Origin of the sequence: Pseudomonas orientalis (assembly GCF_001439815.1) — a bacterium.
GTDB lineage: Bacteria > Pseudomonadota > Gammaproteobacteria > Pseudomonadales > Pseudomonadaceae > Aquipseudomonas > Aquipseudomonas orientalis.
In genome coordinates, this window is record NZ_JYLM01000001.1 from 269738 (window position 1) to 290818 (window position 21081).

Here is a 21081-nt window from a genome sequence, read left to right on the forward strand (position 1 = left end):
GGCCATGGTCATGGATATGCGCAAGAGCGGTTTTACCAGCACGGCGGACTCGGGGTCCTACTCCGACCTGAACCGGCTTAACCAGCTCAAGGTCGGCGACGACAAGAACAGCGACGGCAACATGCGCAAGGTTGCGCAGGAGTTCGAGTCGTTGTTCCTGAGCGAGATGCTCAAGTCCATGCGTTCGGCCACCGAGGTCCTGGGCAAGGACAACCCGATGAACACGCCTGCGGCCAAGCAGTACCAGGAAATGTACGACCAGCAATTGGCGGTGTCGATGTCCCGCGAAGGCGGGGGTATCGGTCTGGCCGACGTGCTGATGCGCCAGATGCAGAAGAACAAGCCGGTGGACGCCCAGGCGGCCACCTTGCAGGGCCCTGCCTCGGCCGAGGCGGTGAAGAAGGTCGATGTGCCGACTGAAATTGCCGCAGGCACCCAGGCCGAGGGGCCGCTGGGGCGCTCCAATGGCCAGCGTCCGTTGTGGGCCTACCGCGTCGCCGAGCCACAGGCCGGTGCCGCCGCGTCCCACAGCAACGACATGGAGCTGATGAACCAGCGCCGTATCGCCTTGCCGAGCAAACTGACCGACCGCCTGCTCGCGGGCATCGTGCCGAGCACTCAGGTCGAGGCCAAGGTCGCGCCACTGCGCAACAGCGCCGCCGCTGACAATGTGGTCAACAGCAGCGCCCGCAGCGTTGCCGTGCCGAGCGGCAAGATGCAGGTGTACGGCCGCGCCATTGCCCAGCCACCGCTGGCACCGGCGAAAAAGGCCTTCAGCTCGCAGGACGAATTCGTCGCCACCATGCTGCCGATGGCCAAGGCCGCCGCCGCGCGGATCGGCATCGATCCGAAGTACCTGGTGGCCCAGGCCGCCCTGGAAACCGGTTGGGGTAAATCGGTGATGCGCGCCGAAGACGGCAGCAGCAGCCACAACCTGTTCGGCATAAAGGCCGGCCAGAGCTGGCAGGGCGGCCAGGCGCGGGCGATCACCAGCGAGTTTCGCGACGGCGCGATGGTCAAGGAGACGGCGCAGTTCCGCTCCTACAGCTCCTATCAGGACAGCTTCCATGACCTCGTGACCCTGCTGCAAAGCAATGATCGCTATAAAGAAGTCGTGAAATCAGCCGATAACCCGGAACAGTTTGTACGCGAGTTGCAAAAAGCCGGTTATGCAACCGACCCGGCCTACGCCAGCAAGATTTCGCAGATCGCCAAAAACATGAACAGTTACCAGAACTACGCTGCCGCTGGCGCAACCACACATTTATAAGGTCTGAACCATGAGTTTGCTCAGTATCGGGATGTCAGGACTCAATGCCGCTCAAGGATCGCTGTCGGTCTTGAGTAATAACATTGCCAACGCCAACACCTCGGGTTATTCGCGTCAGCAGACCACGCAGAATGCCAATGCCAACAACCCCTACGGCGGTGTGTACATCGGCAGCGGCACGACCCTGGCGGATGTGCGCCGGGTGTATAACGAGTTCCTCGATGCGGCCTACCAGAACAGTACGGCGCTGAGCAACGATGCCAAGGCCTATGCCAGCCAGGCCAGCGCCATCGACAAGACCCTGTCGGACAAGACCACCGGCATGTCGTCGGTGCTCAGTGCGTTCTTCACCGCTGTGCAAACCGCAGCGGCCAACCCCAGCGATGTATCCGCCCGGCAAGTGCTGCTGACCAACACCCAGACCTTGAGCAACCGTTTCAACGCGATCTCCGGCCAGTTGAACGAGCAGAAACAGTCGATCAACGGTCAACTCGGCACCATGAGTGATCAAGTCAACCAGTTGACCACCTCGATTGCCTCGCTGAACAAGCAGATCACCCTGGCCCAGGGCTCCGCCAGCAGCGCCCCGGCCAACCTGCTGGATGCGCGCAACGAAGCGGTGCGTTCGCTCAATGAACTGGTCGGCGTGACCACCAGTGAAAAAAACGGCGTGTTCAGCGTCAGCACCGGCACTGGCCAATCCCTGGTGCTGGGCGATCAGTCCAATACGATTTCGGCGGTCTCAAGCAACAGCGACCCAAGCCAGTACACCATCGTGCTCAATGCCGGCGGCGGTACGGCGATCGACCTGGGTAACGTGCTCAGCGGCGGCAGCATCGGCGGCCTGTTGCGTTATCGCAGCGACGCGCTGATGCCGGCCATCAATGACCTGGGGCGAATCGCCCTGGCGACCGCCGATACCGTCAACAGCCAGTTGGGCCAGGGCCTGGACCTGAACGGCGACTTCGGCTCGTCCTTGTTCAAGGACATCAATAGCGCAGCCGCCATCGCCCAGCGCAGTCAGGGCGCAATGGGCAACAGCAGCGGCTCGGGCAACTTGAACGTGAGCATCAGCGACGCGAGCAAGTTGTCGACCTACGACTACAAAGTCACCTTTACCAGCGGCAACAATTACACCGTGATGCGTTCCGACGGCAAGGCCATGGGCGCGTTCGACACCAATACCACGCCGCCGCCGGTCATCGAAGGTTTCACCCTGGCCCTGGATGGCAAGGGCCCGATGGCGGCAGGGGACAGCTTCAAGGTCAGCCCCACCGCCAACGGCGCCAGCGCTATCGGCACCGAGCTGACGGACGCCAATAAAATTGCCTTTGCAGCGCCCTTGCTGGGTGAAAGCAGCAAGACCAACCAGGGCACCGGCACTTTTACGCCGCCGTCCCTGACGCTGCCGATCGATATTCATGGCGGCGCCGACACCGCTCAATTGCGTACCGGTATTGAACACTCGATGCCGGTCAAGATGGTCTTCGGCAAGCCTGCGGCTGACGGCACCCAGGGCTACACCCTCAACGATGCCCAGGGTAATTCGATCGGGACCGGCACCATCGTTCCCGGTCAGGGCAACAAGATCACCGTCGACGTACCGATGCGCGATGCCAACGGCGCGCTGCTGGTGCCGGCCAAGAGCTTCAAGTTCGATACCACCATCGGCGGTGCGCCCGCCAATGGCGACAGCACCACGTTTTCCTTCAACGCCTCGGGCAAGTCGGATAACCGTAACGCCCAGGCGTTGCTCGACCTGCAGACCAAAGCCACGGTCGGCCTGGCCGATGCCGGTGGCGGCGTGAGCCTGGTGACGGCCAACAGCCGCCTGGTTTCCACGGTCGGCGCCAAAGCCGCTTCGGCCAATACCGACACCAGCGCCACCGGCGCACTGCTCAAGGCCAACCAGGATGCGCGCAACTCGGTGTCCCAGGTCAACCTGGATGAAGAGGCGGGCGACATGATCAAGTTCCAGCAGTACTACACCGCGTCGTCGCAGATCATCAAGGCTGCGCAAGAAACCTTCAGCACGCTGATCAATAGTCTTTAAGGGAGTCTGGGACGATGCGTATTTCCACCGCTCAATATTTCGAAACCAGCTCGGCCAAGTATTCGGATAACTATTCCGGCGTGGTCAAGGCCCAGGAACAAGCCAGTTCCGGCGTGCGCGTGCAAACCGCGGCGGATGATCCGGTGGCGGCCGCGCGGCTGTTGCTGCTGCAGCAGCAGAAAGACATGCTGGGGCAGTTCAACGGCAACATCACCAGTCTGAAGAATTCGCTGACCAACGAAGAAAGCGTGTTGGGCTCGATCGATGATGCGTTGCAGCGCGCCACGCAACTGGCCTTGCGTGCCGGCGGCTCGGTGAGCGACGCCGATCGACGCTCGATTGCCAGTGAAGTGGGCGCGATTGAGGATCAGGTCCTGGGCTTGCTCAACAGCAAGGATTCCTCCGGTAACTACCTGTTTTCCGGCTCCAAGACCCAGACCCCGCCGTACAGCCGCAACAACGATGGCACTTACAGCTATCAGGGCGACGAAACGCCGCTGAGCCTGCAGGTCTCCAATACCCTGAGGGTCAATGCAGGCGATACCGGCAAGACCATCCTGGAAGGCGCGGCCAACTCCAGCCGTACCCAGGCCACGTGGCTGGCCCCCGTGCCGCAGACCGTGCCGCCCACGGTCAACGACAACAAAGTGGCGCTGTCGGCCGGGTTGGTGACGTCGAGCAGCGACTACGCCGGCAAGTTCGCGGACGGCCAGCCGTACAAGCTGACCTTTACCAGCAGCACGCAATACAAGGTCGCCGACAAGAACGGCAACGATGTGACCTCGGAGATTGCCGGCAACGGCACCTTCGACTCCACCAAGGAAGGCAGCTCCAGCGTGGCCTTGCGGGGGGTGAAGTTCGACATAACCCTCAATCTGGGGGATGTCGCGCCAGGCGCCGACTCCGATGCGCTGGTCAAGGACCGCTCCTTCAGTCTGGAGGCCAAGCCGGATACCTTCAGCGTCTCGCGTACCCCCGGCAACGCTTCCACGGCGCAGCTGACCGGTGCCCGCGTATCCAGCCAGGCGGACTACACCAGCACGTTTCCGACCAACAGCGGTGCGCTGATCAAGTTCACCAGTGCGACCGCCTATGAGGTGTATGCACAGCCCTACTCGAGCGACAGCAAGTCCATCGCCACCGGCGATACCGGCGGCGGTACCACGGTAACGGCCGCAGGCGTGACCTTTGACGTCAGTGCCGGGCCGCCGCAACCGGGCGACCAGTTTTCCGTGGGGGCCAATACCCAGAAAACCCAGAATGCGCTGGATACCCTTGGTCAGTTGCGTAAAGCGCTGGAGCTGCCGGCTGACGGCAATCCTGCAGCAACCATCAAGCTCAAGGACGTGCTGGACGCGTCCATTGGCAACCTCGCCAACTCCAGTTCCCAGATCACCAACGTACGCGGTTCCATCGGTGCGCGGGGCAATGCCCTGGATATCCAGACCAGCGAAAACACCAGCGTGGGGATCGCCAATACCAGCACCATGAGTGACCTGGCCAACATCGACATGGGCGAGGCGGCGATCAACCTGACGCTGCAACAGACCATGTTGCAGGCCTCCCAGCTGGCGTTTGTGAAAATCTCCCAATTGAGTCTGTTCAGCCGCATGTAATGGGCGCGTTCGGCAAGCGGCCTCCTCTGGCGACAGGGGAGGCCGTTGTCGTTTCTGGGGGCAGAAATGTTGCGGGGTTTTGCATAAAGCGCACAAAATTGAGTGACCTGTGAGTCATAAAGCGCATCTTCACTGTATCGTGTGAAAAGGATGAGTCGTCACAGGGTCCTTGCGGGACGGCTTTCAGCGAATTTTTTCGGGGTTATCCCCTTTTATTGTCAGCACTTCGGGCGCAGGCCCTGAGGTGTTCTCCAGCTATTTAGTATTGGGAAGCCACAATGATTGGCATAAAAAGCATCGCCAGTTACGTGCCGGCGGACGGTATCGATAACTACGCCCAGGGTGCCAAATTCGCCAAGGATGAGGAATTCATCATTGGCAAGATCGGGTCGGCCTTCCTGCCGCGCAAGGAAGCGGCGCAGGAAACCTCCGATCTGTGTGTCGAGGCGGTCAACGCTTTGTTTGCCGGCAACCCGGACTTGAAGCGCGAGTCCATCGACGCGGTCATCGTTGTCACCCAGAACGGCGACGAAGAAGGGCTGCCCCACACCGCCGCCATCGTCCAGGACAAACTGGGCCTGCCGACCCATGTGGCCGCCTTCGATATTTCCCTGGGTTGTTCCGGCTATGTGTATGGCATTTACGCGATGAAGGGCTTCATGGAAGCCACTGGCCTGAAAAACGGCCTGCTGATTACCGCCGACCCGTACTCGAAAATCGTCGACCCGGAAGATCGCAACACCACCATGCTGTTCGGCGATGCCGCCACCGCCACCTGGATGGGCGAAGACGCGCCGTGGTTGCTGGGCAAATCCAAGTTCGGTACCGACGGTTCCGGCGCGCCGCACCTCAAGGTCAGCGACGGCGTGTTCTTCATGAACGGCCGCCAGGTGTTCAACTTCGCCTTGCTCAAGGTGCCGGCGCATTTGCACGAGCTGCTCGACGAGTCGGATCTCAAGGCCGATGACATCGATGCGTTCTGCATTCACCAGGGCAGTGCGGCCATCGTTGACGCCGTGGCGCGCCGTTTTGAAGATGCGCCGGTGGACAAGTTCATCAAGGACATGGTCGAGACCGGCAATACCGTGTCATCGAGCATTCCGTTGCTGCTGGAAAAGCACGTGATGGATGCCACCTGGAAGCGCGTGGCGATCAGCGGTTTTGGTGTGGGCCTGTCCTGGGGCTCGGCGATTCTGTATCGACCATGACTTTTTAAGGGTCATATAAAAACGCCGATGATCGAAAGATCATCGGCGTTTTTTATTTGGCGCCAGAAAAGCCAATGAAACCGGGGTTTTTGATCTCGCTAACTGCTTGAATTGCAAGGGCTGGCACAGGGCTAGTAAAAAAAATCAAAAAAACCCTCAAGCAACCGGCTACCACGACGATAACTATTACGTAGGTTCTCAGGCCACACCCGGCGGTTGCCAGGGCCGGAAGCCGCAGTATCCATCCATCGAGGATTTCGTCATGGCTTTAACAGTAAACACCAACATTGCTTCGATCACTACTCAGGGCAACCTGAACAAAGCTGGCGGCGCCCTGGCCACTTCCATGCAGCGCCTGTCTTCCGGCCTGCGTATCAACAGCGCTAAAGACGACGCAGCCGGCCTGGGTATCGCTACTCGTATCACCAGCCAGATCAACGGCCTGGGTCAAGCAGTGAAGAACGCCAACGATGGTATCTCCATCGCGCAAACCGCTGAAGGCGCAATGCAGGCTTCGACCGACATTCTGCAAAAAATGCGTACCCTGGCTCTGTCCTCGGCTACCGGCTCCCTGAGCCCCGACGACCGTAAGTCGAACAACGACGAATACCAGGCTCTGACTTCGGAACTGACCCGTATCGCTCAAACCACCACTTTCGGTGGCCAGAAGCTGCTGGACGGTTCGTACGGTACCAAAGCCATCCAGGTTGGCGCCAACGCTAACGAAACCATCAACCTGAGCCTGGACAACGTTGCAGCCAACAACATTGGTTCGCAGCAAGTCAACAGCTTGGCTATCGCTCCAGGCGCCGGTGTTGCCGGTGGCGCAATCGCCGTTACCGGTAACGGCCAGACTTCCAGCGTTACTGTAGCGGCCGCCGCTTCGGCTAAAACCATCGCTGCTCAACTGAACGGCGCTATCGGTGGCCTGAGCGCTACCGCCAGCACTGAAGCTCAGTTCGTGGTTGGCGCCGGTGCTGCCACAGCTCCAGCTTCGTTCACCATGACCGTTGGCGGCCAAGCCACCACTTTCGTTGGCGTAAATGACACTGCCGGCCTGGCTGACCAGTTGAAGTCCAACTCCGCCAAACTGGGTATCAGCGTTAACTACGACGAATCCAAGGGTACCCTGTCGGTTAAATCCGATACCGGTGAGAACCTGTCCTTCAGCGCTTCGACCGCTGCCGGCACCATCACCGTTGCCACCAAAGACGGCGCAGGCGCTTACGGTGCTGGCGTGGCACTGGCCGACGGCATCATCGCTACCGGTGCTGTGAACATGAACTCCTCCAAGGGCTACTCCCTGGAAGGCGCTGGTGTGACCGGTATCTTCGGCGCCGCCACTTCGGCTGCTTCGGCCAAGACTTCGGTTTCGCAAACTGACGTGACCGACGCCACCAAGGCTCAGAACGCTGTTTCGGTGATCGACCAGGCTATCGCTACCATCTCCAGCTCCCGTTCGGGCCTGGGTGCGGTGCAGAACCGTCTGACCAGCACTGTAGACAACCTGTCCAACATCCAGAAAAACAGCACCGCTGCCCGTAGTACCGTTCAGGACGTCGACTTCGCTTCCGAAGCCGCTGAACTGACCAAGCAGCAAACCCTGCAGTCGGCTTCCACCTCGATCCTGTCGCAGGCCAACCAGCTGCCATCGGCTGTACTGAAGCTGCTTCAGTAATCACGGCGCTTGGTAACTGACGGAAGGGCGCGTTTACGTGCCCTTTCGTCTTTTCCAGTCAGAGGAGATTGGACGTGGACATGAATGTGAAGCTGAACCTGTCTTATCCGCCCCAGGCCGTTCAAGCCTCCATGGCGCCTGTGGTTGCCGAAAAAGACAAGAGCAAGGTTGAGCCGGCCGCGCCAGCCGCAGATAAGTCCCAAACGGGCGATCTGGAAAAAGCGGTCACTGATATTAAAGAATTCGTACAAGCGGCCCAGCGCAATCTGGATTTTTCCATTGACGATTCCACCCACAGGGTTGTGGTCAAGGTGATTGCCACCGATACCGGTGAAGTCATCCGCCAGATCCCCTCGGAAACCGCGTTGAAGCTGGCGCAAAGCTTGTCCAGCGCCAGTCATGTGTTGTTTGACGACAAGGCTTGAGCTGGCATGAAACTTGTTGCTGTCAGGTCTTGAAGCGTTGTTCGTCAAGATAACGGCAGCCACCGCAACAGGAGAATGATGATGGCGGGTACAACGATTACTGGCGTGGGGTCGGGCTTCGACACCCAGGCGATTGTGAAATCCCTGGTGGATGCCGAGCGTGCGCCGAAGCAGGCGCAGATCAACCTCCAGTCGCAGAAGGCGACCACCCAGCTTTCTTCGATCGGCAAGATCCAGGCTGCCCTGGACGCCTTTCGCGGTGCGCTGACCAGCATGAGCACCGACAACAGCTTTACTGGCTTGAGCGGTAGCTCTTCGGATGAAAAGGTCGCCACCATGACGGCCAACCCGGGCGCCGCCAACGGCAGCTTCTCGCTGGTGGTCAATCAGTTGGCAACGCCTTCGAAGCTGTCGACCAAAAGTTTTGCCGGTGGCGCCTCGACCGTGGTGAATAACACCACCAGCGCAACGAAGCTGACGATCAGCCAGTCGGGCAAGAACTTCGACTTGAGCGTGCCGGCGGGTGCGACGCTGCAACAGGTGCGTGACTCGATCAACTCGCAGTTCGGCACGGCCGGCCTGAGCGCGAACATCCTGACGGACTCCAACGGTTCGCGCCTGATCCTGACGTCCACCAATGGCGGCGTCGGTTCGGATTTGACCATGTCGGGTAACTCGGGGGTGGATACCGGCTATACCGTGGTGACTCCTCCGCAGAATGCCAAATACACCATTGATGGTATTGCTGCCGAATCCAAGACCAACAGCATTACTGATGCGGTGAGTGGTGTGAGCATCAAGCTGCTCACCGTCTCGCCGACCGTTCTTGCCAACGATCCGAATAAAGACAATCCGCTTCGTTCGGCGGTGACGATTTCCGTGTCCACCAGTGCCACCTCACTGAAGTCCGGGGTCAAGGGGTTCGTCGACACCTATAACGCTTTGCTCAAGGCCATGAACGCCGAGACCAAGGTGACCAAGGATGCCGCCGGTAACTCCATCGCGGCGACCCTGACCGGCGACTCGACCATGCGCACCTTGCAGGGGGCGATTCGCAACGAGTTCAACGCGCTGTCCGGTAACGGCACCTTGAAGTCCCTGGCGCAGTTTGGCGTCACGACCGACCAGGACACCGGTGCACTGAGCATCGACAGCAAGCAGTGGGACAAGGCCGTACTGAGCAATCCTGCGGATATCAACAGTATCTTCAGCGGCAAGACCGGTCTGCTGGCGCGCCTGACGGCGGCGACCGACGCCTATGCCAAGCCCACCACCGGGATCCTGGCAACGCGCACCACGTCACTGGCCGACAGCCTGAAGGACCTGACCAAGCAACAGACCTCGCTGGATGAGCGCCTGACCACCTTGCAGGATTCGCTGACGCGCAAATACACCGCCATGGACACCCTGGTCGCGCAGCTGCGCCAACAGAGCAACAGCATCCTCGGTACGCTCAATGCGATCAGTAAATCGCAAAGCAGCGACAGCTGATTGAATGCGCATGAAAAAGCCCGGGTCGGTTGACCTGGGCTTTGTTCTTTCTAAGGCCGGCGGGTTAAAGTTTTTTGCGATTACGTCGACATAATGGTTACTGCAACCCTTCTCGCTGTTGCCTGTCACGAGGTAGAAACATGAATCCCATGAGAGCCCTTCGCCAATACCAGAAGGTCAATTCCCACGCGCAAATCTCCGAAGCCAGCCCGCATCGCCTGGTGCAGATGCTGATGGAGGGCGGGCTTGACCGTATGGCCCAGGCCAAAGGCGCGCTCGCGCGCGGCGACATCGCCCAGAAGGGGCTGATGCTGGGCAAGGCCACCGACATCCTGATTGGCCTGCGTGATGGCCTGGACGCCGAAAAGGGCGGCAATAAGGAATATGTGCAGCAGTTGGAAGGGTTGTACGTCTACATGACCAATCGCCTGATGGAAGCCAATCTGCACAATGACGCCGACATGATCGACGAAGTCGCCAAGCTGCTGATTACCGTCAAGGAAGGCTGGGATGCAATCGCTGCACCCCAAGGCGCCGCACAATAAGGCCATCGGCCTTGAGGAACACGTCATGAGCCACGCACTGCAACGCATTGATCAAACCCGCGAAGCCCTGGTCGACGCACTCGCTGCGCGCAACTGGGACGCCATCGGCGAACTGGACCTGGGCTGTCGCAACGTGATCGATGACGTGCTCAGCCAGGCGCCGGTGGACGAGGATGCGCTGCGGGAAAAGCTGGAGAGTCTGTTGGCGGTTTATCAGCAGTTACTCGAGGTGACGACCGGCGAGCGCCAGGCGATTTTCGAAGAGATGGCGCAGATCAACCAAGCTAAAAATGCGTCAAAGGTCTACCATCTGTTCGGCTGATAGAGGCTCAGTTGGTCCGAACGGCGCGTCATATATTTGACTGTGCCAGCATTTTTGACTTAACTAGTGTTGTTTTCAGATTTCAGACGTCTAGTAGGTAATAAATCTTACAGACGTCTTGATTGCCCCCATTTCGGGGCAGGAAGTTTTACTAGGGAAGTTGCTATTGCATGTGGCGTGAAACCAAAATTCTGCTGATCGATGACGATAGCGTCCGCCGCCGCGATTTAGCGGTGATTTTGAATTTTCTCGGTGAAGAAAATTTGCCCTGCGGTAGCCATGATTGGCAGCAGGCGGTCAGCTCGCTGGCATCGAGCCGTGAAGTCATCTGTGTGCTGATCGGGACGGTAAACGCTCCTGGCGCTGTTTTGGGCTTGTTAAAGACACTGTCAACCTGGGATGAGTTCCTTCCGGTGTTGCTGATGGGTGAAGTTTCTTCCGTGGACCTGCCGGAAGACCAGCGCCGCCGCGTGCTGTCCACCCTGGAAATGCCGCCCAGCTACAGCAAACTGCTCGATTCCCTGCACCGCGCCCAGGTCTATCGCGAGATGTACGACCAGGCCCGCGAGCGCGGCCGTCACCGCGAACCCAACCTGTTCCGCAGCCTTGTGGGCACCAGCCGGGCGATCCAGCACGTGCGCCAGATGATGCAGCAAGTGGCCGATACCGACGCCAGCGTGCTGATCCTCGGCGAGTCGGGCACCGGCAAGGAAGTGGTCGCGCGCAACCTGCACTATCACTCCAAGCGCCGCGACGGACCGTTCGTGCCGGTCAACTGCGGGGCGATCCCGGCAGAGCTGCTGGAAAGCGAATTGTTCGGCCACGAGAAGGGCGCCTTTACCGGGGCGATCACCAGCCGTGCCGGGCGTTTCGAGCTGGCCAACGGCGGCACGCTGTTTCTCGACGAAATCGGCGACATGCCGCTGCCGATGCAGGTCAAGTTGCTGCGCGTGTTGCAGGAGCGCACCTTCGAGCGCGTGGGCAGCAACAAGACCCAGAGCGTGGACGTGCGCATCATCGCCGCCACCCACAAGAATCTTGAAAGCATGATCGAGGTCGGCAGCTTCCGCGAAGACCTGTACTACCGCCTCAACGTCTTCCCGATCGAGATGGCCCCGCTGCGTGAGCGCGTGGAAGACATCCCGTTGCTGATGAACGAACTGATCTCACGCATGGAGCACGAAAAACGCGGCTCCATCCGTTTCAACTCCGCCGCCATCATGTCGCTGTGCCGCCACGGCTGGCCGGGCAACGTGCGCGAGCTGGCCAACCTGGTGGAGCGCATGGCGATCATGCACCCCTACGGTGTGATCGGCGTGGTCGAGTTGCCGAAGAAATTTCGCTACGTCGACGATGAAGACGAGCAGATGGTCGACAGCCTGCGCAGTGACATGGAAGAGCGCGTGGCGATCAACGGCCATACGCCGGACTTCGGCGCCACGGCCATGCTGCCGCCCGAAGGGCTTGACCTTAAGGACTACCTCGGCAACCTGGAACAAGGCCTGATCCAGCAGGCGTTGGATGACGCCAATGGCATCGTCGCCCGCGCCGCCGAACGCCTGCGTATCCGTCGCACCACCCTGGTGGAGAAGATGCGCAAGTACGGCATGAGCCGCAAAGAAGGGGATGAACAGGCGGATGATTGACGCGTGTTTTTCAGCGTCTTGATTTATAAGTAGATTTTTTTCGGCACGGGTATTGCTATAGCCCTCGCAACGTTCCGTTTAACTGACGGTCAGCCAAGCGAGAGAGCACGATGCCCCACGCCGCCCAACTATCTGCAGCCCCTGCCATCCAGGGGCTGGTCTCGCCTGTAGAACCGCCGACCCGCCAGGGTCTTGAGCAGGCGTTCTCGCAATTCAACCAGATGTCGAGCCAGCTGACCGATTCCTACAGCCTGCTTGAAGCCCGGGTGTCCGAGCTTAAAGGCGAACTGGCGGTGGTCAGCGCCCAGCGCATGCAGGAGCTGGCGGAAAAAGAACGCCTGGCCAACCGCCTGCAGAACCTGCTCTCGCTGTTGCCCGGTGGCGTGATCGTCATCGACGACCAGGGCCGCGTGCGCGAAGCCAACCCGGCGGCCTGCGACCTGCTCGGCCTGCCGCTGGAGGGCGAGCTGTGGCGCCACGTCATCACCCGCTGCTTCGCGCCGCGCGAGGATGACGGCCACGAAGTGTCGCTCAAAGACGGGCGTCGCCTGTCCATTGCCACCCGTTCCCTGGATGCCGAACCGGGCCAGTTGGTGCTGCTCAACGACCTGACGGAAACCCGTCATCTGCAGGACCAACTGGCGCGTCATGAGCGTTTGTCGTCGTTGGGGCGCATGGTCGCGTCCCTGGCGCACCAGATCCGTACACCGCTGTCGGCGGCATTGATCTACGCCAGTCATTTGACTGATGAGCAATTGCCGGCGGCCACCCACCAGCGCTTTGCCGGGCGCCTCAAGGAGCGCCTGCACGAGCTGGAGCACCAGGTGCGCGACATGCTGGTATTTGCCCGCGGCGAATTGCCGTTGACCGATCGCGTGACCCCGGCCGGGTTGATGCAAGCCCTGCAAGCGGCGGCGGCCACCCATACCGAGGGCGCCAGCCTGCGCTGGCAATGCGACAGCCATCAGGGCGAATTGCTGTGCAATCGCGACACCCTGGTCGGCGCGCTGCTCAACCTGATCGAAAACGCCACCCAGGCCAGCGGCCCGGGGGCGCGGCTCAAGGTTCACCTCTACGCTCGTGAGCAAACCCTGCGCCTGTGCATCAGCGACAGCGGCAGCGGCATCGCGCCGGCCGTGCTGCAACGCCTGGGCGAGCCGTTTTTCACCACCAAGACCAACGGCACCGGCCTGGGCCTGACCGTGGTCAAGGCAGTGGCACGCGCCCATCAGGGAGAATTGCAGCTGCGCTCCCGCCTGGGGCGCGGCACCTGTGCATTGATGACCTTGCCGCTGTTTTCCAGCGCGGCAAGCGCGGAGTAAAGGATCATGACTATCAAGGTTTTACTGGTTGAAGACGATCGCGCCCTGCGTGAAGCATTGGCTGACACGCTGCTGCTGGCGGGCCATGACTACCGCGCGGTCGGCTCTGCCGAGGAAGCCTTGGAAGCGGTGGAGCGGGAAACCTTCAGCCTGGTGGTCAGCGACGTGAACATGCCCGGCATGGACGGTCACCAACTGCTCGCCCTGCTGCGCGCGCGCCAGCCGCAATTGCCGGTGCTGCTGATGACCGCCCATGGCGCCGTGGAGCGGGCCGTGGACGCCATGCGCCAGGGCGCGGCGGATTATCTGGTCAAGCCGTTCGAACCCAAGGCGTTGATCGAGCTGGTGGCGCGGCATGCGCTTGGCGTCATTTCGACGGTGGAGGGCGATGGCCCGATTGCCTTCGAACCGGCCAGCGCACAATTGCTCGAACTGGCGGCCCGCGTGGCGCGCAGCGATTCCACCGTGTTGATCTCGGGTGAGTCCGGCACCGGCAAGGAAGTGTTGGCGCGCTATATCCACCAGCAGTCCAGTCGAGCCCTGCAACCCTTTATCGCGATCAACTGCGCGGCGATCCCGGACAACATGCTTGAAGCCACCCTGTTCGGCCATGAAAAGGGCTCGTTCACCGGCGCCATCGCGGCCCAGGCCGGCAAGTTCGAACAGGCCGACGGCGGCACCATTCTGCTCGACGAAATCTCGGAAATGCCCCTGGGCCTGCAGGCCAAGTTGCTGCGCGTGTTGCAGGAGCGCGAAGTGGAGCGGGTGGGCGCGCGCAAGCCGATCCAGTTGGACATCCGCGTGGTTGCCACCACCAACCGCGACCTGGCCGGCGAAGTGGCGGCGGGGCGCTTTCGTGAAGACTTGTTCTACCGCCTGTCGGTGTTCCCCCTGGCCTGGCGCCCGTTGCGCGAACGCCCGGCGGATATCATTCCCCTGGCCGAGCGCCTGCTGAACAACCACGTCAAAAAAATGAAGCACGCCCAGGCGCGGTTGTCGGCCGAGGCCCAGGCCTGCCTGGTCGCTTATCCGTGGCCCGGCAATGTGCGCGAGCTCGACAATGCGATCCAGCGCGCGCTGATCCTGCAGCAGGGCGGCTTGATCCAACCCCAGGATTTCTGTCTGGCCATGGGCAGTGGCGTGGCGCCGTTGCCGAGCCTGGCGCCTGCACCGCTCCCCGCCGAAACGGAGTCGGCCGGCGCCCTGGGTGATGACCTGCGCCGCCGTGAATTCCAGATGATCATCGACACCCTGCGTGCCGAGCGCGGCCGTCGCAAGGAAGCGGCCGAACGTCTCGGCATCAGCCCGCGCACCCTGCGCTACAAGCTGGCGCAGATGCGCGACGCCGGAATGGACGTGGAAGCGTATCTGTTCGCCACCTGACTTCGCGCGAATGCCGTTTGTAGGAGCGAGCTTGCTCGCGAAAAACGTCAACGATAACGCGCGCTTCCTGGATATACGCGGCGTCCATGAGTTTTTCGCGAGCAAGCTCGCTCCTACAAAACCGTGCGGTAACAAGGTCGACAAGCTTTGTCGCCTTTTCTTACGAGTTGCTACAGAGCTGGCACCCTTGTTGCACCTCCCCCTGGTAACCGCTGCGTAGTGTCAAAAAATTGCGGGTCGTCGGAGAGAGAAGTTCATGAGCCAGGGTATTGAGTTCAATCGGTTGATGTTGGATATGCGCTCCATGCAAATGGATGCCATGGCTCAACCGAAATCCGTCGCGCCAGCGCCGGAATTGGGCCAAAGCAGTTTTGCCGACATGCTCGGTCAGGCAATCAATAAAGTCAGCGATACCCAGCAGGCCTCCAGCCAGCTGGCGACGGCGTTCGAGATCGGTAAAAGCGGCGTGGACCTCACCGATGTGATGGTCGCTTCGCAAAAGGCCAGTGTGTCCTTCCAGGCCTTGACCCAAGTGCGTAACAAGCTGGTCCAGGCTTATCAAGACATCATGCAGATGCCGGTTTAAGGGCGAGAGTTAACTCATGGCTGAAGCAATCGACAACGTACCCGCCAAGGTAGACGGTAAACCGCCGCTGTTTGGCCTGTCGTTCCTGGAAAATCTCTCCGAAATGACCATGTTGCGTCAGGTGGGCCTGATGGTCGGCCTGGCTGCCAGCGTGGCGATTGGTTTTGCCGTGGTGCTGTGGTCGCAGCAACCTGATTACCGGCCGCTGTACGGCAGTCTGGCGGGCATGGATTCCAAGCAGATCATGGAAACCCTCGCCGCCGCCGACATCGCCTACACCGTGGAGCCCAACTCCGGTGCCTTGCTGGTCAAGGCCGATGATGTGGCGCGGGCGCGCATGAAACTGGCGGCCGCCGGCGTGACGCCGTCCGACAGCAACATCGGCTTTGAAATCCTCGACAAGGACCAGGGCCTGGGTACCAGCCAGTTCATGGAAGCCACCCGCTACCGTCGCGGCCTGGAAGGCGAACTGGCGCGCACCATCTCCAGCTTGAATAACGTCAAGGGTGCCCGTGTGCACCTGGCAATTCCGAAAAGCTCGGTGTTCGTGCGTGACGAACGCAAGCCCAGCGCCTCGGTGCTGGTCGAGCTGTTTTCCGGCCGCTCCCTTGAGCCTGGCCAGGTGATGGCGATCATCAACCTGGTGGCCACCAGCGTTCCCGAACTGAGCAAGTCGCAAATCACTGTGGTCGACCAGAAGGGCAACCTGCTCTCCGACATGGCCGAAAACTCCGCGCTGACCCAGGCCGGCAAGCAGTTCGATTACAGCCGCCGCATGGAAAGCATGCTCACCCAGCGCGTGCACAACATCCTGCAACCGGTGCTGGGCAACGACCGCTACAAGGCCGAAGTGTCCGCCGACGTGGATTTCAGCGCCGTCGAATCGACATCCGAGCAATTCAACCCGGACCAGCCCGCCCTGCGCAGCGAGCAGTCCACCAGCGAACAACGCACCGCCAGCAATGGTCCGCAAGGCGTGCCGGGTGCCCTGAGCAACCAGCCACCGGCACCGGCTTCGGCACCGCAAACCACCGGTGGCGCCGCTGCCACTGCCGGCGCGATCGCCGCTGGCCAACCGCTGCTGGACGCCAACGGTCAACAGATCATGGACCCGGCCACCGGCCAGCCGATGCTCGCACCGTACCCGGCGGACAAACGTAACCAGTCCACCAAGAACTTCGAGCTCGACCGCTCCATCAGCCACACCAAGCAGCAGCAGGGCAAGATCAATCGCCTGTCGGTGTCGGTGGTGGTCGATGACCAGGTCAAGGTCAACGCCGCTGACGGCGCCGTTACCCGCGCGCCGTGGAGCGCCGACGAATTGGCGCGTTTCACCCGCCTGGTGCAGGACGCCGTCGGTTTCGACGCCAGCCGTGGCGACAGCGTCAGCGTGATCAACATGCCGTTCTCCGCCGAGCGCGGTGAAGTGATCGCGGATCCGGCGTTCTACACCCAGCCGTGGTTCTGGGACATCGTCAAGCAAGTGCTGGGGGTGTTGTTCATCCTGGTGCTGGTGTTCGGCGTGCTGCGCCCGGTGCTCAACAACATCACCGGCGGCAACAAGAAACAACTGGCCCTGGCCGGCGGCGACGTCGAATTGGGCGGCATGGGTGGCCTGGACGGCGAGTTGGCCAACGACCGCGTCAGCCTGGGCGGCCCGCAAAGCATCCTGTTGCCAAGCCCGAGCGAAGGCTATGACGCTCAGTTGAACGCAATCAAGAGTCTGGTGGCAGAAGACCCGGGCCGTGTGGCCCAGGTCGTGAAAGAGTGGATTAACGCTGATGAATGATCGAGTCGCTGTGGCCAAGCTTTCCCGGGTCGACAAAGCCGCCGTGCTGCTGCTGTCGCTGGGCGAAACCGATGCTGCCCAAGTGCTGCGCCACATGGGGCCCAAAGAGGTCCAGCGCGTGGGCGTGGCCATGGCGCAGATGCGCAATGTGCACCGCGAGCAAGTCGAGCAGGTGATGAGCGAGTTCGTCGAGATCGTCGGCGACCAGACCAGCCTGGGCGTCGGCTCCGACAGCTACATTCGCAAGATGCTCACCTCGGCCCTGGGCGAAGACAAGGCCAACGGCCTGATCGACCGCATTCTGCTCGGTGGCAACACCAGTGGCCTGGACAGCCTCAAGTGGATGGAGCCGCGCGCGGTCGCCGACGTGATCCGCTACGAGCACCCGCAGATCCAGGCCATCGTCGTCGCCTATCTGGACCCGGACCAGGCCGGTGAAGTGCTCGGCCACTTCGACCATAAAGTGCGCCTGGACATCATTCTGCGCGTGTCGTCGCTCAACACCGTGCAGCCGGCGGCGCTCAAGGAACTCAACACGATTCTGGAGAAACAGTTCTCCGGCAACTCGAACGCCTCGCGCACCACCCTGGGCGGCATCAAGCGGGCGGCCGACATCATGAACTTCCTCGACAGCTCGGTCGAAGGCCAGTTGATGGACTCGATCCGCGAGATCGACGACACCCTGTCCGGCCAGATCGAAGACCTGATGTTCGTGTTCAACAACCTGGCCGATGTCGACGACCGTGGCATCCAGGCGTTGCTGCGCGAAGTGTCCTCCGACGTGCTGGTGCTGGCGCTCAAGGGCTCGGACGAGGGCGTCAAGGAAAAGATCTTCAAGAACATGTCCAAGCGCGCCTCCGAACTGTTGCGCGACGACCTCGAAGCCAAGGGCCCGGTACGCGTCAGCGACGTGGAAACCGCGCAGAAAGAAATCCTCACCATTGCCCGCCGTATGGCCGAAGCCGGAGAAATCGTTCTCGGCGGGAAGGGCGGCGAAGAAATGATCTAAGGCGCCCTGCATGTCGAACAAAGATGAGACGCCCAGCGATCTGATTCGCGCGCGGGATGTCGGCGGGTTCGACATCTGGTCGTTGCCCAGCTTCGACCCCCACGTGCCGGAACCGGAGCCTGAACCGGTGGAAGAACCACCGGCACAAATGGAAGAAGTGCCGCTGGACGAAGTCCAGCCGCTGACCCTAGAAGAATTGGAAGCCATCCGCCAGGAGGCCTACAACGAAGGCTTCGCGGCGGGTGAAAAAGATGGCTTTCGCAGCACCACCCTCAAGGTCCGCCAGGAAGCCGAAGAGGCGCTCAGCGTCAAGCTGAGCAGCCTGGAGCGCTTGATGGGCAGCCTGTTCGACCCCATCGCCGAACAGGACTCGCAGCTGGAAAAATCCATGGTCGGCCTGGTGCAGCACATCACGCGCCAAGTGATCCAGCGCGAACTGGTGCTTGATTCGAGCCAGATCGAAAGCGTGATGCGCGAAGCCCTCAAGCTGCTGCCCCTGGGCGTGGGCAATGTGCGGCTGTACATCAATCCGCAGGATTTCGAGCAGGTCAAAGCCTTGCGCGAGCGCCATGAAGAAACCTGGCGCATCGTCGAGGACGCCGCGCTGCAGCCCGGCGGTTGTCGCGTCGAAACCGAGCACAGCCGTATCGATGCCACGGTGGAAACCCGCATCAGCCAGATCATGGCCAAGCTGCTCGACCAGTTGCATGAACAGGCGCTGCACCCGGCCGAGCCTGACCTGAGCGTTGACCTGGACGCCACCGATGCGCCTTGATCGCACCAGCTTCGCCAAACGCCTGGACAGCTACGCCGAGGCCACGCAGTTGCCCGGCCAGCCGATCCTCGAAGGGCGCCTGTTGCGCATGGTCGGCCTGACCCTCGAAGCCGAGGGCTTGCGCGCCGCCATGGGCAGCCGCTGCATGGTGATCAACGACGACAGCTACCACCCGGTGCAGGTCGAAGCCGAAGTGATGGGCTTTTCCGGCAACAAGATTTTCCTGATGCCGGTGGGCAGCCTCGCCGGTATCGCCCCGGGTGCCCGCGTGGTGCCATTGGCCGATACCGGGCGCTTGCCGATGGGCATCAGCATGCTCGGGCGCGTGCTCGACGGCGCCGGCCGTCCGCTGGATGGCAAGGGCGGTATGAAGGCCGAGGACTGGGTGCCGATGGACGGCCCCACCATCAACCCGCTCAACCGCAACCCCATCAGCGTGCCGCTGGACGTGGGCATTCGCAGCATCAACGGTTTATTGACGGTCGGTCGCGGCCAGCGCCTGGGCCTGTTCGCCGGTACCGGTGTGGGTAAGTCGGTGCTGCTGGGCATGATGACGCGCTTTACCGAGGCCGACATCATCGTGGTCGGGCTGATCGGCGAGCGCGGCCGTGAGGTCAAGGAATTCATCGAGCACAGCCTGGGTGAAGAAGGCCTCAAGCGCTCGGTGGTGGTGGCGTCGCCTGCGGACGACGCGCCGCTGATGCGCCTGCGCGCCGCCATGTACTGCACACGCATCGCCGAATATTTTCGCGACAAGGGCAAGAATGTCCTGTTGCTGATGGACTCGCTCACGCGTTTCGCCCAGGCCCAGCGCGAGATCGCCCTGGCCATCGGCGAACCGCCCGCGACTAAAGGTTATCCGCCGTCGGTGTTCGCCAAGCTGCCCAAGCTGGTGGAGCGTGCCGGTAACGCCGAGGCGGGCGGGGGCTCGATCACCGCGTTCTACACCGTATTGTCCGAAGGCGATGACCAGCAGGACCCGATTGCCGACTCGGCGCGGGGCGTGCTCGACGGGCACATCGTGCTGTCGCGGCGCCTGGCCGAAGAGGGGCACTATCCGGCCATCGATATCGAAGCGTCCATCAGCCGGGTGATGCCGGCGGTGGTCACGCCGGAACACATGGCCCGCGCGCAATACTTCAAGCAGTTGTGGTCGCGTTACCAGCAGAGCCGCGACCTGATCAGCGTCGGTGCCTATGTGGCCGGTGGCGATCGCGAGACCGACCTGGCCATTGCCCTGCAACCGCAATTGGTGACCTACCTGCGCCAGGGCCTCAACGACAAGATCAGCATGGGCGAAAGCGAAGCGCATCTGCAGTCCATCTTCGCCCCCGCGCCAGGCGGCTAAGCCATGGCCAACAGCCGCGCCGCGCGCCTGGCCCCGGTGGTGGACATGGCCGAAAAGGCCGAAAAAGCCGCCGTGCAGCGCCTGGGGTATTTCCAGGGCCAGGTGCGCCTGGCGGAAAGCAAGCTGGGCGACCTGGAGCGCTTTCGCCTTGAGTACCAACAGCAGTGGATCGAGCGCGGCAGCAAGGGCGTGTCCGGCCAGTGGCTGATGGGGTACCAGGGCTTTCTCAATCAGCTGGAAACCGCCGTCGGCCAGCAGCGCCAGAGCCTGGCCTGGCACCAGAACAACCTCGACAAGGCCCGCGAAAGCTGGCAGGCGGCGTTCGCCCGCGTCGAAGGGTTGCGCAAGCTGGTGCAGCGTTATATCGATGAAGCGCGTGCGATTGAAGACAAGCGCGAGCAAAAGTTGCTGGATGAATTGTCCCAACGCCTTCCCCGCCAGGAACAGTTCTAACCAACGCAGCAGGAAAAAAATGTGGGAGGGGGCTTGCCCCGATTGCGGTGTATCAGCTGAGGATTTCTTGACTGGCACACTGCTATCGGGGGCAAGCCCCCTCCCACATTTGATTTGCTGTGTTGCTCAGATCGGGTTCGCCTGCTAAACCTTGTTGCACAG

General features: G+C 61.4%; 18 protein-coding genes. All 18 read left to right on the forward strand.

The genetic code is table 11. The features are described 5' to 3' along the window. Positions 1 to 4: 4 nt before the first annotated feature. The 18 genes from flgJ to fliJ all read left to right on the forward strand — a co-directional run bounded on the left by flgJ (position 5) and on the right by fliJ (position 20919). Positions 5 to 1270, forward strand: coding sequence for a flagellar assembly peptidoglycan hydrolase FlgJ (gene flgJ, locus TU82_RS01240; protein WP_057721331.1), 1266 nt, complete (start codon positions 5 to 7; stop codon positions 1268 to 1270). A 10-nt stretch (positions 1271 to 1280) separates the two neighbouring features. Then, on the forward strand, positions 1281 to 3323 hold the full coding sequence (flgK, locus tag TU82_RS01245) for a flagellar hook-associated protein FlgK (RefSeq protein ID WP_057721332.1): 2043 nt from the start codon (positions 1281 to 1283) through the stop codon (positions 3321 to 3323). A gap of 14 nt (positions 3324 to 3337) precedes the next feature. Beyond that, entirely contained in the window at positions 3338 to 4939 is a 1602-nt protein-coding gene (locus tag TU82_RS01250; protein ID WP_057721333.1) for a flagellar hook-associated protein 3, read from the forward strand. A gap of 278 nt (positions 4940 to 5217) precedes the next feature. Beyond that, positions 5218 to 6147, forward strand: coding sequence for a ketoacyl-ACP synthase III (locus tag TU82_RS01255; RefSeq protein ID WP_057721334.1), 930 nt, complete (start codon positions 5218 to 5220; stop codon positions 6145 to 6147). 262 nt (positions 6148 to 6409) lie between these two features. Next, complete coding sequence (locus TU82_RS01260; protein ID WP_057721335.1) at positions 6410 to 7825, forward strand: flagellin N-terminal helical domain-containing protein; 1416 nt, start codon at positions 6410 to 6412, stop codon at positions 7823 to 7825. Between the two features lie 74 nt (positions 7826 to 7899). Continuing rightward, a complete protein-coding gene (locus TU82_RS01265) occupies positions 7900 to 8250 on the forward strand; it encodes a flagellar protein FlaG (RefSeq protein ID WP_057721336.1) in 351 nt (116 codons plus the stop codon). An 81-nt stretch (positions 8251 to 8331) separates the two neighbouring features. Continuing rightward, complete coding sequence (gene fliD, locus TU82_RS01270) at positions 8332 to 9741, forward strand: flagellar filament capping protein FliD (protein WP_057721337.1); 1410 nt, start codon at positions 8332 to 8334, stop codon at positions 9739 to 9741. A 140-nt stretch (positions 9742 to 9881) separates the two neighbouring features. Beyond that, positions 9882 to 10286: a flagellar export chaperone FliS gene (gene fliS / locus TU82_RS01275; RefSeq protein WP_057721338.1), complete on the forward strand. Its 405-nt coding sequence runs from the start codon at positions 9882 to 9884 to the stop codon at positions 10284 to 10286. A gap of 25 nt (positions 10287 to 10311) precedes the next feature. Then, complete coding sequence (fliT, locus tag TU82_RS01280) at positions 10312 to 10608, forward strand: flagellar protein FliT (RefSeq protein WP_057721890.1); 297 nt, start codon at positions 10312 to 10314, stop codon at positions 10606 to 10608. Between the two features lie 170 nt (positions 10609 to 10778). Further along, on the forward strand, positions 10779 to 12254 hold the full coding sequence (locus tag TU82_RS01285; protein ID WP_057721339.1) for a sigma-54 dependent transcriptional regulator: 1476 nt from the start codon (positions 10779 to 10781) through the stop codon (positions 12252 to 12254). 110 nt (positions 12255 to 12364) lie between these two features. Further along, positions 12365 to 13576 carry a sensor histidine kinase gene (locus tag TU82_RS01290; protein WP_057721340.1) on the forward strand — a complete coding sequence of 404 codons (1212 nt, stop codon included), beginning with the start codon at positions 12365 to 12367 and terminating at the stop codon, positions 13574 to 13576. Positions 13577 to 13582: 6 nt separating this feature from the next. Then, on the forward strand, positions 13583 to 14959 hold the full coding sequence (locus tag TU82_RS01295) for a sigma-54-dependent transcriptional regulator (protein WP_057721341.1): 1377 nt from the start codon (positions 13583 to 13585) through the stop codon (positions 14957 to 14959). A gap of 256 nt (positions 14960 to 15215) precedes the next feature. Then, positions 15216 to 15545 (forward strand): flagellar hook-basal body complex protein FliE, encoded by a 330-nt coding sequence (gene fliE / locus TU82_RS01305; protein ID WP_017134937.1) that lies wholly within the window; start codon positions 15216 to 15218, stop codon positions 15543 to 15545. 16 nt (positions 15546 to 15561) lie between these two features. After that, positions 15562 to 17334, forward strand: coding sequence for a flagellar basal-body MS-ring/collar protein FliF (fliF, locus tag TU82_RS01310; RefSeq protein WP_057721343.1), 1773 nt, complete (start codon positions 15562 to 15564; stop codon positions 17332 to 17334). After that, the gene (fliG, locus tag TU82_RS01315) at positions 17327 to 18343 is read left to right on the forward strand and encodes a flagellar motor switch protein FliG (protein ID WP_057721344.1); all 1017 of its coding nucleotides are present in this window, start codon (positions 17327 to 17329) and stop codon (positions 18341 to 18343) included. The genes fliF and fliG overlap by 8 nt, the downstream gene beginning before the upstream one ends. A gap of 10 nt (positions 18344 to 18353) precedes the next feature. Then, on the forward strand, positions 18354 to 19118 hold the full coding sequence (gene fliH / locus TU82_RS01320; RefSeq protein WP_057721345.1) for a flagellar assembly protein FliH: 765 nt from the start codon (positions 18354 to 18356) through the stop codon (positions 19116 to 19118). Further along, on the forward strand, positions 19108 to 20466 hold the full coding sequence (gene fliI / locus TU82_RS01325) for a flagellar protein export ATPase FliI (RefSeq protein ID WP_057721346.1): 1359 nt from the start codon (positions 19108 to 19110) through the stop codon (positions 20464 to 20466). Before fliH ends, fliI begins: the two co-directional genes overlap by 11 nt. Before the next feature lie 3 nt (positions 20467 to 20469). Next, a complete protein-coding gene (gene fliJ / locus TU82_RS01330) occupies positions 20470 to 20919 on the forward strand; it encodes a flagellar export protein FliJ (protein WP_057721347.1) in 450 nt (149 codons plus the stop codon). Positions 20920 to 21081 lie beyond the last annotated feature (162 nt).